Here is a 13,320-nt window from a genome sequence, read left to right on the forward strand (position 1 = left end):
CGGGTGCGGGGGCCGCCGGAGCCACCGGGGGCGCGGGCGGGGAGGAGCGCATGGATCAGACCATGCCGACGTCTTGGAGCATGGCCAGCGTCTCCTGGAGGGAGTCCAGCTCGCCGAGGTCGATCTCGGGACTGTCGAGGGAGTCCAGCGGCGGCAGGTCCTTCGTCTCCGGGTCGACCCCGGCGGCCAGCGGGTATTCCTTGGTCTCCTCGGCGAAGTACGTCTGCGCCTTCTCGGAGAGCAGGAAGTCGACGGCCTTGCGCGCCTGCTCGCTCTGCCCGCTGCCCTCCAGGACGCCGGCGCCGGCCACGTTGACCAGGGCGCCCGGGTCCCCGCCGGGCAGGAAGTGGAGCTTCGCGGTGACCTTGTCCTCGCCCTTCTCGGCGACCCGCTCGTACCAGTAGTAGTGGTTGATCAGGCCGAGGGAGACCTCTCCGGAGTCGACCGCGTCGAGCACGGCGAGGTTGTTGGTGAACTCCTTCGCCCCGTTGGCCTTGAGGTCCTTCAGCCAGTCGCGGGTGGCCTCGTCGCCCTCCAGGACCCGCATGCCGGTGACGAAGGCCTGGAAGGAGGCGTTGGTCGGGGCGTAGCCGACCTTGCCCTTCCACTTCGGCGCGGTGAGGTCGTGGACGCTGTCCGGGGCCTTCGCGGTCTTCTCCGGGTTGTAGGCGATGACGCGGGCGCGTCCGGAGACGCCGGTCCAGTCGCCCTCGCCGGAGCGGTAGGCCGGGGCGACCTTGCCGAGGGTCTTCTCCGGCAGCTTCTCCAGCCGGCCTTCCTTGGACAGCGCGCCGAGGGCACCGGCGTCCTGGGAGAAGAACAGCGCGGCCTCGCTCTTGTCCCCCTCCTCCAGGATCTGCGCCGCCAGCTCGGCGCTGTCGCCGTAGCGGACCTCGACCTTGCTGCCGACGGCCTTCTCGACCTCGTCGAGGATCGGGCCCACCAGCTTCTCGTTGCGACCGGAGTAGATGACGAGAGCGGAGTCCTCCCCCGAGCCGCCCTGGTCGTCACCGCCGCAGGCCGCGGCCGCGGGCAGGAGGAGGGCCGCCGCGAGGAGCGCGGCGAGACGGCGGGCCGGGGGGCGACGCATGGTGGTGCCTTCCTTGCAGGGCGCCCCCGTGGCCGCGGGGTGCGCGGGCGGGAGGCGGCGGCTGGTTGATCGCCGCAGGAGTACGGGCGTGGACCCATGATTAAGGTAAACCTAACCTCACCGTCAAGTGTGATGTTCACCGCTCCCCCGCCGCCCCTCACCACTCCCCCATCAACTACCCAACCGGCGCTGCGGTGTTGGAGGTCGGGGGCAGATCGTGCCTGACAGATCACACACCACCCGGGTTCCGGTTTAGGTAAGGCTTACCTACGATTCGACGCGTGACGCACCACTCGGACCAGCCCTCCGGCGCCGCCGTTCCCTTCGCCGCGGACCTGGCGGCCCACGGCGACCGCATCGCCCTCATCGCGGCGGACGTCGAGCTGTCCTACCGGGACCTCGCCGCGCGGGTGGCGGCGACGGCCCGGCGCCTCGGCTCCCGGCGGCGGCTGGTGCTGCTGGCCGGCGCCAACACGGCCGACGCTTTGGTCTTCTACCTCGCGGCCCTCGCCGGGGGCCACCCGCTGCTGCTCGTCCCCGGCGGCAGCCCCGGAACGCTGGACGCGATGACCAGCGCCTACGACCCGGACGTGGTGATCCGTCCCGTGGACGGCCGGTGGGCCGTGGAGGAGCGGCACACGGTCTCCGTCCACGACCTGCACCCGGACCTCGCCCTCCTGCTGAGCACCTCCGGATCCACCGGTTCGCCGAAGCTGGTCCGCCTCTCCCACGAGAATCTTCGGAGCAACGCCGAGGCCATCGCCCGCTACCTGGACATCCGCGTCACCGACCGCGCCGCCACGACGCTGCCCCTGCACTACTGCTACGGCCTCTCCGTCGTCAACAGCCATCTGCTGCGCGGCGCCGGGCTCGTCCTCACCGATCTGTCGGTGGCGGACGCCTGCTTCTGGGATCTGTTCCGCGTCGCCCGCGCCACGACCTTCGCCGCGGTGCCGTACACCTTCGACCTGCTCGACCGGGCCGGCTTCGAGCGGATGCGCCTCCCCCACCTCCGTTACATCACCCAGGCGGGCGGCCGGCTCGCGCCCGACCGCGTGGCCCGCTACGCCGCCATGGGGCGGCGGGACGGCTGGGACCTGTTCGTCATGTACGGGCAGACCGAGGCGACCGCGCGCATGGCCTATCTGCCCCCGGAGCTCGCGGAGTCCCGGCCCGAGGCCATCGGCGTCCCGATCCCGGGCGGCTCCCTCCGGCTGCGGCCGCTGCCCGGCCCGGCCGGCGAGGACAGCGGCGAGGGCACCGGCGAGCTGGTCTACACGGGACCGAACGTGATGCTGGGGTACGCACGGACCCCAGCCGACCTGGCACGGGGCCGGACCGTCCGCGAACTCCGCACCGGGGACGTCGCGCGCCGCGCCCCGGACGGCCTGTACGAGGTGGTGGGGCGGCACAGCCGGTTCGTCAAGATCCTCGGGCTCCGGATCGACCCGCAGCAGGTCGAGGCGGTCCTCGGCCGCCACGGCGTCGACGCGTACTGCGCGGGATCCGACGAGGCCCTGGCCGTGGCCGTCACCGGGGAGGCGGACCCGGTCCGCGTCCGGCGCCTGGTCGCGGACACCTGCGGCCTGCCGCCCCGCGCGGTCCACGTCCGCGTCCTCCCCGAACTCCCCCGGCTCGCCACGGGCAAACCGGACTACCGGGCCGTACGGGAGCTGCTCCCCGGTCCCGGCGGGGCCGGGAACGAGGGCGGGAAGACGGCGGAGCCCGGCGGCGGCCCGGCGCGGCCGCGGACCGTCGGCGCGGCCGGTCTGTGCGCGCTGTACGCGGAGATCCTCGACCGGGACGACGTCACCGAGGACAGCAGCTTCACCGGCCTCGGCGGCGACTCCCTCTCCTACGTGGAGATGTCCGTACGGCTGGAGGAGGCCCTGGGCCGGCTGCCCGAGAACTGGCACATCCGTCCCATCCGCGAGCTGGCGGCCCCCGCGCCGCGGCGGGCCGGCCGGCGGCGCGCCCTGGAGACCGGTGTCGCGCTGCGCGCCGTCGCCATCGTCCTGATCGTCGGCTCCCACATACCGCTCTTCCTGGTCCAGGGCGGGGCGCACGTCCTGCTGGGCGTGGCCGGCTACAACTTCGCGCGCTTCCAGCTCACCGCGGCGGCCCGGCCGGAACGCGTCCGGCGCCTCGGGCGGAGCATGGCGCACATCGCCGTGCCGAGCGTGGTGTGGATCAGCGGGGCGGTGCTCTTCGCCGACGGCTACGACCCGGAGAACGTCCTGCTGCTCAACAGCGTCATGGGGACGCACGAGGGCCGGCAGGAGTGGCACTACTGGTTCGTCGAGAGCCTGCTGTACATCCTCGTCTTCCTGGCCGCCGTCCTGGCCGTCCCGGCACTGGACCGGGCCGAACGCCGGTTCCCGTTCGGCTTTCCGCTGGCGCTGGCGGCCCTGGCCCTGGTCACCCGCTACAACGTGCCCGGGTTCGACCTCCGGGCGCCGCATCTGACGGCCGTCGTGGTCTTCTGGCTGTTCGCCCTCGGCTGGGCCGCGGCCCGGGCGGACACGGCTTGGCGGCGCCTGCTGCTGACCGCGGTGGTGCTCGCCACCGTCCCTGGGCTCTTCCCCGAAGGCGACGGCCAGACGCTGCGGACGGTGGTGGCGATGGCCGGGCTCACCCTGCTGATCTGGGTGCGGAGCCTGCCGAGCCTGGGCCCGCTCAACCGGACGGCGGGGGTGCTGGCCCACAGTTCGCTGTACATCTACCTCACCCATTTCCAGGTGTATCCGCTGCTGGAGGACCACTCCCCGCTGCTCGCGCTGATCGCCTCGCTCGCCGTCGGCGTGGCGTACGCCACCGCGGTCACCCGGCTCACGCGGCGGCTGCCGGCCCTGCCGCGGCGCCGCGGGCGGACCGCGCCGCCGCCGGGCGGGGAGGGCGGCGGGACCGGGGAGAGCGGGCGGCCGTGCACGCGGGGCACCGGCGCCGCCCGCCCGGAGGCTTCCTCGCCGGTAGCCGTGTAGCCGGTGCGGCGGCGGCCGCGGCGGAAGCGGAGCGTCACGGCCGCGGTGCCCACGGCGTGCCCGAGGTCAGCCATGCCGTGATCCTGCTGATGTCGGAGGACGAGACGATGCCGGCCAGCCTGTCGTTCTCCATCACGAGAGCGCGGCGGGAGGGGCCGGCCTGCAGCTGCGGCAGAAGCCGGTCGAGCGGGTCGCCCGGAGCTGCGGTGGGGATCTCCTCGACGGGCAGCATCATGTCCGCGAGCCGGGTGGTGCCGCGGTTCCCGGCGGGTACCCGGAGGGCGTCGTGCAGCGTCACCAGTCCCACGGGAACGCCATCGTCCCCCGCCACCGGGAACGCCGAGTGCCGGTAGCGGAACGCGGGGCTCTCCAGGAAGTCCTCGACGGTGGCCGACGCGGGGGCCGTGACCGGGTCCGGGCTCATGGCCTCACGGACCGATACCCCGGACAGCAGCTCCCGCAGCCGCGCCTGGCCGCCCTCCAGCGTGGCCGCCGCCGCCAGGAACCAGCCGATGAGCACGAGCCAGACCCCGCCGAAACCGGCGCCCAGCAGCACCAGATAGAGACCGAGGGCGACCAGGCCCCAGCCGAGTACCCGGCCGGCCGTCGACGCCACCACCGTGGCCCGCACCGGATCGCCGGTGCGCCACCACACGGCCGCGCGCAGCAGCCTCCCCCCGTCCAGGGGAGCCGCCGGGAGGACGTTGAAGAGGGCCAGCAGGATGTTGATGCCCGCGAGCCACGCGAGCGCCTCGGCGGCCAGGCCCGGTCCGGCGGCCGCGCGGACCAGCGCGGCCAGGCCCGCGAACAGGGCACCGAGAATCAGGCTGACGAGCGGGCCCGAGCCCGCGATGCGCAGTTCGGCCCGGGGGTCCGGCGCCTCGCTCCGCAGGCGGGCGACACCGCCGAGCAGCCACAGCGTGATGCTGTCGGCCTTCACTCCGTGGTGGCGCGCCACGAGGGCGTGCGAGATCTCGTGGGCCAGCAGCGACAGCAGGAAGACGGCCGCCGTGACCAGACCCACGACCCAGTACAGCCACGCCGGGTCGCCCGGGTGTGCCTCCGGGAAGCGTCCCTCGGCCAGCCCCAGGGTGAGCAGGGCCAGGATGACCAGGACGCTCCAGTTCACGCCGACGCGGATCCCGGCCAGCCGGCCCAGCGAGAAGGTCTGTCCCACGGCAGCGGCCTCCCGGCGCTCGGCACGGTTCGCGGACGGCGCATGAGTACCCGCCGCGAAGGGGCGGAATCACCTTCCGCCCGGCCGTACGGCCGGAAGGGTTCCCGAGCGGCACAAGGTCCCGGAGATCCGGTGCGGCCGGTGGGCGTTTTGTGGACAGGCTGTTACGGATTCGGCGTTCTCCGAATCGCCGGGGGCTGTCATAGTCCTGGCAGGGGGGACGCAACGCGCCAATCCGGTACGGAGCGCGCGGGTCCCCGATGTCATCCATGACCGCAGGGGGGCGGCGATGACCGGATCCGGCAGTTCCGACGCGACTCTTCCTCAGGGCCCCGGCCCGGAGTGGACGGTCCCCGGCTACACGCACCTCCGCGAGCTCGGCTCGGGCGGCGGCGGACGCGTGGTGGTCGCCGTCCACGACGCCACCGGGCACCCGGTGGCCGTCAAGTACCTGAACGAGGAGCTGACCGCGGACGAGGCGTTCCGCACCGCCTTCCGCACCGAGGCACACGTGCTGGGCGGTCTGCGCTCCCCGCATGTGACGGGTTTCTACGAGTACGTCGAGGCCCCCGAGGGGGCGGCCATCGTCATGGAGCTCGTGGAGGGCGTACCACTGCGGGCGCTGATCCGGGAGGAGGGACCCACCGGCCCGGAGGCCGCGCTGCTCGTCCTCAAGGGCTCGCTGCTCGGCCTGGCCGACGCCCACCGGGCCGGCGTGGTGCACCGCGACTACAAGCCCGCCAACGTGCTGGTGACGGAGGAGGGCCGGTCCAAGCTCGTCGACTTCGGCATCGCCGGGCGCAGCGGCGACCGCCGCGGCGGGATCAGCGGCACCCCGCAGTACATGGCCCCGGAGCAGTGGAACGGAGCCCCGGCCACCCCGGCGACGGACGTCTACGCCGCCACGGTGACGTTCTTCGAGTGCCTCACCGGCGAGAAGCCGTTCGCCGGGGAGAACCTGATGGAGCTGGCGCTGCGGCACACCACCGACCCGGTCCCGGACGAGCGGGTGCCACAGCCCGTGCGCGATCTGGTGCGGCACGGCATGGCCAAGGCGCCGGAGGAGCGCCCGCGCGACGCAACCGCCTTCCTCCGGGAGCTGGAGGAGGTGGCCGGGCGCGCCTACGGTCCCGCCTGGGAGGAGCGGGGCCGGGGCCGTCTCGCCGCCCTCGCGGCGCTGCTGCCACTGCTGATCCCGCGGGCGGCGGAGGCGGAGGACGGGTTCGGCTTCACCGACGCCGCCGTCACCACCCTGCCCGGGCAGCCGCCGGAGAGCGCACCGGCCCCGGGTGGCGACCCGTACGACGGCGGCGGTCCGGCCGGAGGCGGCACGTCCCCGGACACCCTGGTCCTGCCGGAGGGCAACACCCCGCCGGGGGACGCCCGGCCGCCGGGCCGCGACCCGCGCGGGCGGCTCGCGACCGCGGGGGCGCTGACGATCGCGACGCTGGTGGTGCTCGGTTCGCTGCTGCCGGGGAGCTGGGCGGGAGAGACCGACCGGACCACGGCCACCGCCACCACAGCCCCCACCGCGCCGGGAAGCGGCGGCAGCCCGTCGGCCTCGCCCTCCGGCGGCCCCGGGGCCTCCCCCTCCGGCACGGCCACGCCGGGCGGGAGCGGGGGGAGCCCGTCCCCGGGGAGCACCGGCGGCAGCGGGGAGCCGTCGGCGGGCTGGTGGCCGTCCGCGTCCGCCGGGACGGGGTCCGCCACGGAACCCCCGCCGCACACCACCGCCCCCACGGGCGGCGGAACCACCCCGCCCGGGCACTCGCAGCCGCCGCCGGCCACCGTGCGGGACGTAACGATCCGCACCGGCTGGGCGGGCGAGACCCTCACCGGCCGGGTGACGGTGACCACGGACGGGGACGGCCCGGTCGGCCTCTCCGCCCAGTGGTACGCGCAGGACGCCCAGGGCGCGCCGCGCCGCCCCTCCGGATCCCCGGTGTCCTTCCGGATCAGTGAGGGCGGCGAACCCTATGCCGTCGCCAACGGGGAGGCCCGGCCGCTCGACTGCCGGTGGTACGTCCTGGAGGTGACCACCGCGTCCGGCACGGCCTTCCGGTCGGACCCGTGGTACGCGGACTGCCTCCGGTGACCTCCGGTGCCCAGGGGGCGGGGACGCCCGGGGACCGCCCCGGCCGGACCTCCCCGCCCGGCCCCGGGGAGGCGCGCGAGGAGGAGACCGTCCGGCTGCCGGACGGCGTTCAGCCGTCCGGAGACGGCCGTCCGGCCTCCGACGACGGGGGCCCCGGTACCGGCCCCGCGCCGGCGGAGCCCGCGGCCGGGAACGACCTCACCTACTCCGCCACCGTGCTCGACCACGCCTGGGGCTCCGTCACGCCGGGTCCCGGGCCGGTGCCGGGTCCCGGGCCGGGACGGGAAACGGCGCTGGAACCCGGGCTGGGGCCGGAGCCGGAGCCGGGCGGAAACCGGCCCCCGGACCGGGAGCGGGACCAGGGACGGGAGCGGGACCAGGGCTCCGGGGAACGGACACAGATCCTGCCCGTGATCGGGCCCGGCGCCTTGCGCGGGCCCGGCACCTTCCCCGAGTCCGGTCACGGCCAGGGGCCCGGCCTCGTCCTGGGCACCGGCCCCGGTCCGGCGCCGGGCTCCCCTCCCGTCTCGCCCCTCCCCACCGGCGGCACCGGGAGCCCGGGGCCCGGCCGGGCCGGGCCGCCGTACGGGCCGGACGGCGTCCTGCGCTTCGGCCCCGGCGTACCCGCCCGGGCACGGCAGTCCGGAGCCGGTGCGCCGGCCGGCGGATCGCCGTACCCGCGCACGCCGCCGCCCGGCGGACCGCCGGGCGGCCCCTGGCACGGCGGGCCCTCCCCGCACCGGCCGCCCCCGGCGCGCCGGGGTCCGCCGTGGCCGCGCCGGTACGCCCCGGCGGCCCTGATCCTGCTCTGCGTCGCGGTCTTCCTCCTCTGGGACCGGCAGGGACCGGAGTTCGCCGTGACCGGGGTGACCGTACGGGCAAGCGGCCCCGGCGGGTGCGACGCCACCGCGGACGTGGTGGCGCGGGTCCGCACCAACGGGCAGTCCGGCACCATCCGGTACCACTGGCTGCGCAGCGACGGCACCTCGTCCGGGCCACTGCGCGAGCGGCTGGCCCGGGGGCAGCGGGAGGCACGGCTCCGGCTGAAGTGGACGTTCCGAGGTGAGGGCACCGTGCGGGCGACCGCCGAGCTGCGCGTCACCTCACCGGACCGCCGCACGGAGTCCGCCGCCTTCACCTACCGGTGCGGCTGAAGGCCGGCGGCAGCCGGGCGGGCCTTGTCCGGCGGCGGGCGCGGGCGGTGCCCCGCCGGTCCCGGACGGCGCGGAGGGGAGGGTCATCCGGCCGCCCGCCGCCGCGGGGGGACGCTCAGCAGCCGGGTGAAGTAGTCGTCCGGCACTCCCTCGTCGACGGGGCGGCCGTCCGCCTCCAGCCAGGCGTGCGCGGAGAACGGCGGGACCACGCGCACCCCCGTGCACCAGGTCGGCCACACCCCCCAGATCCGGCACAGCAGCGCCGCCGCCAGCGAGCGGGGGAGGCAGCCCTGCGGACCGGCGCAGAACAGGCTGACCGCGCACACCGCGTTCCGCGCGGCCAGGGTCCGCTCCGGGGAGGCCGGGCGGGCGCCGCGGCGTACGGCTTCCAGCAGCCGCCGGATCCGGCGGGGCTGCAGCCGGGCGAGGAGGTACGCCGACGGCAGGACGGCGCGCGCGGCCAGGCGGTGGGCCAGGGGTACGCCGGAGGGCCGGTCCAGGGCGGCGGGGGTGCTCACGCCGTCACCAGACCCGAGTCGCGCAGGGTCTCGACCAGGGCGGCCACGTCGCGCGCGGCCTGCTCGCGTCCGATCTCGAACTCGGCCACGAGCGCCTCCACGGCGTCCTTCTCCTCGCCGCCGCGCAGCAGCGCCTTCACCACCAGCGTGCCGGTGGGGTTGAGTTCCCAGTAGCGGCCGCTGCGCTGGTCCAGCAGGACGGTTCCGTAGTCGGTCTCGGCGGTGGACACATCGGCGGCGAACTGCAAGGGCATCTCTGCCTGATCCTTTCCCGCGCGGGTGGGCGGCCGGGGCCGGGCCGGGGCGGCCCCGCCCCGGCGTCGGTGCGCGGAGTGGTGAGGGACATGCGGGCGTACGGAGGGTGGACGGTGGAGTGCGGGGCGGCGGCTCGACACGGCCGGCTCCGGGGGCCCCGGCGCGGGACCGGCGGCGGGCGTGAGCGTGCGCAGCCAGACCTCGCAGGCGATGGTCGAGTAGAGGATGGCCTCGCGCAGCCCGGGAGTGGCGGGCCGCACGGCCAGTTCCCGGAGCCGGCCGGCGTCGACCAGGCCGCGCCGGGCCAGTTCGGAGTTCTCCCAGAGGGCCAGGAGGTCGGCCCGGTGCTCCCGCAGCCCGTTGGTGGCGTCCATCGAGGCGGTGGCCTTGTTCCGGCGGCTCAGGCAGACGTCCGGCACGACGCCGCGCATGGCCGAGGTGAGCAGGGGCTTGTACGCGTACGGGGTGACCCGGTCCGCGGGCCGGACGGCGAGGGCCGCCTCGATCACCCGGTCGTCGAAGAAGGGCGACGCCATGGGCAGACCGGCGCGGGCGGCCATCCGGTCCCAGATCCGCAGGATCCGGGTGCAGTCGCGGATGAGGTGCAGATCGTTGTGCATACCGCGGTCCGGAGACAGCGGAACGGCGTCCTCCGCGGCCCGGCCGATGGCCCGCCGGATCACCTCGCGGGCCTCCGGGGTGACCCAGTCGAAGAGCCGGGGCGGCGTGCCCCAGCCCAGGGCGCCGCTGACCGTGGGCGCCAGGGGCGCGTGCAGCTCGCGCGCGGTGCCGGCGAGCCACTCCCCGTAGGGCCGGGTGTCCCGCAGGGCGCGGGCGGTGTCGCGCAGCGGCCAGTTCCACAGGGCGCGGAAGCCGCGCAGCCTGCCGAGGGCCAGGAACGGGCTGGTGCGCAGCAGCCGGTGGTAGTACGCCTCGGAGCACCAGGCGATGTGGTCGCCGCCGATGCCCGTGAGGTGCAGTTCGCTGCCCCGGCGCGCGAGTCCGGGGAGGTGGTGCAGAACCCGGGCCCGGTCCATGACGCCGATGGTGGGCTCGTCCATCGGGTCGTCGATGTCGAGCAGGTCCGTGTAGACGAGGGGCGAGGCGTCGGCGTCCCAGACGACGTGCTCGACGTCCGGAAGGTGCTCCCCGGCCTTCAGGGCCCAGTGCAGGTCGCTGTCGGCCGGGTCGCGGCCGGGCCAGGTGCTCGCGATGACGCGGGCGGGGGCGCGCGCGGCGAGGAAGGTGACGCTGGTGGAGTCGAGGCCGCCGGAGAGGTCGCAGCTCACGGTGGCGGCGGAGCGGGTGCGGGCGCGTACGGCCTCGTCCAGGGCCGCCCGCAGGTTCTCGGCGCCGGTCTCCAAGGAGCGATCCGCCTCGGGCGGGGTCCACCAGCGCGTGGTCCGGCTGCCGCGGCCGCTCGGGGTGATGACGAGGGCGTCCTCGGGCGGCACGGCCGTGACCCCGCGCCATACCGAGGTCTCGGCCAGCGGGTACGGGACGGGCCAGAGCAGGCGGACGGCGAGTTCCTCCTCGTCCACCCCGGTTCCGGCCGCGGAGGCGAGGAGGTCGGCGCGGTCGGCGGCGACCACCGTGCCCTCGACGGTGGCGTGGAAGACCCGGCGCAGGCCGGAGGCGCTGCCCTGGATCCGCAGCCGCCCGTCGAGGTCGGCCACGAGATGGAAGCTGCCGGGCAGCCGGCGGGCCAGCTCGCCGGCCTCGTTCAGGTCGCGCATGCGCTCGGCGCAGCGTAGGAGTTCGGCCGCCTCGGCCGGGCAGCAGCCGAGGACGGCGATGCCGGAGCGGCGGGCGCGGACGGCGGTGATCTCCCGGTCGTGCCACTGGCCGGCCAGCCAGGGCCGGCCGGAGGGGTAGGAGAGCACCCGGGTACCGGGGGTGATGAGGGAGCGGGCCGCGGCGAGGGCCTCCGCACAGTCAGGAAAGACCGTGAAGTGGCCCTCGCCCGGGCCCGCGATCCCGTGGGATCGAGGCGTCATGGCTCAGGCGTCCGCGCGCCTCAGTTCTTGCTGAGGATCAGACGGTCGTTGCCGTGCTTCCCCAGCAGCCCCGTCTTCTCCCGGAACCCGCCCAGTTCGACCAGGACCGGCGCCTCGTAAGCCTTGCGCATGCGATTCCTCCCTTCGGCGGGGCCTGACGTTCCCGCTGTCCGCCGGACGGCGCCGGCGGCAGGGAAGGGAGCGGTGCGGCCCCGCGCCCGCTGCCCCGGACTCCGGGCGGAGTCCGACGAGAACCGCGGGCTGCAGAGAGAATTGGCCATGCCGGAGGGCGGTACAAGGCCGGAGCGGAATACCGCGTTCCAAACCCCCTGCCCGGGTGATCATCCGGCAATCCGTTGGAAAAGACGGCCCCTTACGAGCCGATCATCGGATTGACGCACGGACGCATGACCGATTCTGCGCCACTCCCCTCCCGGTGTCGCGCCGACGGTCCACGGGTGTGACAGCCGGGCCGGGCGCGCGGTACGGGGCGGAACCGCGCGCGGGACGCCGGCGGCTCGCCGCGGCGCGGCGGCCGGCCGCCGCGAAATCGCCCGTGACCAGGCAGTTCGACGATCGGCCGGCCGCTTGTGAGCATGCCGGTCCTCCGGCGGGGTAAGCGCGGAAAACCGAAGAACGAGGAGGTTCCGCCATGGCCGTCGCCATCGTTGTCGTTTGTGTGGTTCTGGCCGTGCTGGCCTTTCTTCTGCCGCGCTTCTCGCGCCACCCGGAGCGCGGGACCCAGCGCTCCCTCGGCGCCGGGACCCGGGTGACGGGCAAGGCGCCGGGCCCTCTGGGCCGGCTGTTCAGCAAGCCGTTCCGCAGCAGCTCCCGCGCCGTGTCGCGGAGCGGGTCCGCCGGCCGCCGCGCACGGGGACGCATGCCGTTCTGAGCCGGCACCCCGACCGCCTCCTCGCCGGGTGAGCGACGGCGGGAAACGCCTCCGGCCTTCCGCTGCCGCGACGACGCCGAACACGGGCGGCCCGCGGCCCCGGGAGGCCGGGGGCGCCGTCGCGCCGCCGCGCTCCAACGGCCCCGCACGCGGCCCTGGTGGAGGGGCAAGTCGGTACGCCGGGAGGCTTCTTACCGGCCGTTTAGGTACGCCCCGTAGGGTGGCTCCCCATGACTGAGAAGAGCACCACCACCCCCCGTACCGACAGCGCCCCCGCCCTGGAGAAGGAGGAGAACACGGCGGTTCCCGGGCAGTCCGCGTCGCCCTCCGCGGAGCAGGAGATCCGCAAGGACGAGCCGGCCGCGCGGGATGAGCCCGCGACCGCCGGAGAGGATGCCGCCGACGTGGCCGGCACCGCGTCCGGCGACACCGCCGGCGAGGATGACCCGGACCTCCTGCCGGACGCCGCCGCCCCGGCTCCCGCCGCCTCCCGCACCGGCTTCGGCGCCGGTGCCGCCGCCGTCGTCAGTGCCGCGTTCGGCCTCTGCTCCCTCACCGGCACCTCGATCGGCCAGATGCTGCACGCCCGCAAGGAGCTCATCGGCCAGATCGAGGCCAGCTCCGGTGGCGGCGGCGACCAGATCGAGGCCTACTACAGCGTTCCGTGGCACACCGCGGCCCTGCTCAACGGCATCTTCGCCCTGCTGGCGATCCTCGTCGGCGGACTGCTGCTGGCCCTGCACGCCCAGCGGGCCGAGACCCGGTCCTGGGTGAAGTCCGTGGCGCTGGGCGGTCTCGTGCTCGGCGTGGTCGGTCTGCTCGTTTCGCTCGGCATGTACCTGGACCTGTTCGCCAAGGCCCCCGAACTGCCCGGGGCGGGCTCCTGAGGCAGCGGCCCGCCGGCCGCGTCCCCGCACTGCCCCACCCACCGCCCGTCCTTCCCGGCCCCCGAGCGGGAAGGGCGGGCGGGCTCGTACGGGATGCCGCCCGGCCGGCCCGCACATTCGCGGCGGACCTGCCCGATGCCTGGTGTCCGCACCCCCGGGGGACCACGGCACTAGCGTCAACTTCTCGGCCGTGAACGGACCGAGCTTGTTGGCTCAGTCGGTCACACCGATTCATGCTCTCCTGCGCGGCCGGCTTCCGCGCCCGGAGTCACAT

Annotated in this window: 10 protein-coding genes; 5 read left to right on the forward strand and 5 right to left on the reverse strand. The window is 75.3% G+C overall.

Annotated elements, in window-relative coordinates:
- Positions 1-55: 55 nt before the first annotated feature.
- The gene (locus IF83_RS0124970; RefSeq protein WP_030547845.1) at positions 56-1,090 is read right to left on the reverse strand and encodes an iron ABC transporter substrate-binding protein; all 1,035 of its coding nucleotides are present in this window, start codon (positions 1,088-1,090) and stop codon (positions 56-58) included.
- A gap of 281 nt (positions 1,091-1,371) precedes the next feature.
- Between IF83_RS0124970 and IF83_RS0124975 the strand changes: the two genes are divergently transcribed.
- On the forward strand, positions 1,372-4,071 hold the full coding sequence (locus tag IF83_RS0124975) for an AMP-binding protein (RefSeq protein WP_078843844.1): 2,700 nt from the start codon (positions 1,372-1,374) through the stop codon (positions 4,069-4,071).
- A gap of 34 nt (positions 4,072-4,105) precedes the next feature.
- Here the strand turns inward: IF83_RS0124975 and IF83_RS0124980 are convergent, their stop codons facing one another.
- Complete coding sequence (locus IF83_RS0124980) at positions 4,106-5,248, reverse strand: site-2 protease family protein (protein WP_030547849.1); 1,143 nt, start codon at positions 5,246-5,248, stop codon at positions 4,106-4,108.
- Between the two features lie 289 nt (positions 5,249-5,537).
- Between IF83_RS0124980 and IF83_RS0124985 the strand changes: the two genes are divergently transcribed.
- Both IF83_RS0124985 and IF83_RS31380 read left to right on the forward strand, forming a co-directional pair.
- Positions 5,538-7,343: a serine/threonine-protein kinase gene (locus IF83_RS0124985; protein ID WP_051723337.1), complete on the forward strand. Its 1,806-nt coding sequence runs from the start codon at positions 5,538-5,540 to the stop codon at positions 7,341-7,343.
- The gene (locus tag IF83_RS31380; protein ID WP_051723339.1) at positions 7,340-8,497 is read left to right on the forward strand and encodes a hypothetical protein; all 1,158 of its coding nucleotides are present in this window, start codon (positions 7,340-7,342) and stop codon (positions 8,495-8,497) included. The genes IF83_RS0124985 and IF83_RS31380 overlap by 4 nt, the downstream gene beginning before the upstream one ends.
- 83 nt (positions 8,498-8,580) lie before the next feature.
- On the opposite strand, the gene IF83_RS0124995 is transcribed toward IF83_RS31380, so the two are convergent.
- The 3 genes from IF83_RS0124995 to IF83_RS33370 are packed head-to-tail and all read right to left on the reverse strand — an operon-like array spanning position 8,581 to position 11,398.
- Positions 8,581-9,015 (reverse strand): lasso peptide biosynthesis B2 protein, encoded by a 435-nt coding sequence (locus IF83_RS0124995; protein WP_030547855.1) that lies wholly within the window; start codon positions 9,013-9,015, stop codon positions 8,581-8,583.
- Entirely contained in the window at positions 9,012-11,267 is a 2,256-nt protein-coding gene (locus IF83_RS0125000; RefSeq protein WP_078843845.1) for a lasso peptide biosynthesis PqqD family chaperone, read from the reverse strand. Before IF83_RS0125000 ends, IF83_RS0124995 begins: the two co-directional genes overlap by 4 nt.
- A 20-nt stretch (positions 11,268-11,287) precedes the next feature.
- Positions 11,288-11,398 carry a keywimysin-related RiPP gene (locus tag IF83_RS33370; RefSeq protein ID WP_107046866.1) on the reverse strand — a complete coding sequence of 37 codons (111 nt, stop codon included), beginning with the start codon at positions 11,396-11,398 and terminating at the stop codon, positions 11,288-11,290.
- Between the two features lie 521 nt (positions 11,399-11,919).
- On the opposite strand from IF83_RS33370, the gene IF83_RS0125010 reads away from it, so the two are divergent.
- Both IF83_RS0125010 and IF83_RS0125015 read left to right on the forward strand, forming a co-directional pair.
- Complete coding sequence (locus IF83_RS0125010; protein ID WP_030547859.1) at positions 11,920-12,159, forward strand: DUF6411 family protein; 240 nt, start codon at positions 11,920-11,922, stop codon at positions 12,157-12,159.
- 230 nt (positions 12,160-12,389) lie between these two features.
- Positions 12,390-13,046 carry a hypothetical protein gene (locus IF83_RS0125015; protein ID WP_051723341.1) on the forward strand — a complete coding sequence of 219 codons (657 nt, stop codon included), beginning with the start codon at positions 12,390-12,392 and terminating at the stop codon, positions 13,044-13,046.
- The last annotated feature ends 274 nt before the right edge of the window (positions 13,047-13,320 follow it).

This window comes from Streptomyces albus subsp. albus, from assembly GCF_000719865.1.
GTDB classification, from domain to species: domain Bacteria; phylum Actinomycetota; class Actinomycetes; order Streptomycetales; family Streptomycetaceae; genus Streptomyces; species Streptomyces albus_E.

Coding starts and splice junctions, on each gene's coding strand:
- IF83_RS33370 (WP_107046866.1), bottom strand. CDS start 11,398: ATGCGCAAGGCTTACGAGGCGCCGGTCCTGGTCGAACTGGGCGGGTTC.
- IF83_RS0124970 (WP_030547845.1), bottom strand. CDS start 1,090: ATGCGTCGCCCCCCGGCCCGCCGTCTCGCCGCGCTCCTCGCGGCGGCC.
- IF83_RS0125000 (WP_078843845.1), bottom strand. CDS start 11,267: ATGACGCCTCGATCCCACGGGATCGCGGGCCCGGGCGAGGGCCACTTC.
- IF83_RS0124985 (WP_051723337.1), top strand. CDS start 5,538: ATGACCGGATCCGGCAGTTCCGACGCGACTCTTCCTCAGGGCCCCGGC.
- IF83_RS0125015 (WP_051723341.1), top strand. CDS start 12,390: ATGACTGAGAAGAGCACCACCACCCCCCGTACCGACAGCGCCCCCGCC.
- IF83_RS0125010 (WP_030547859.1), top strand. CDS start 11,920: ATGGCCGTCGCCATCGTTGTCGTTTGTGTGGTTCTGGCCGTGCTGGCC.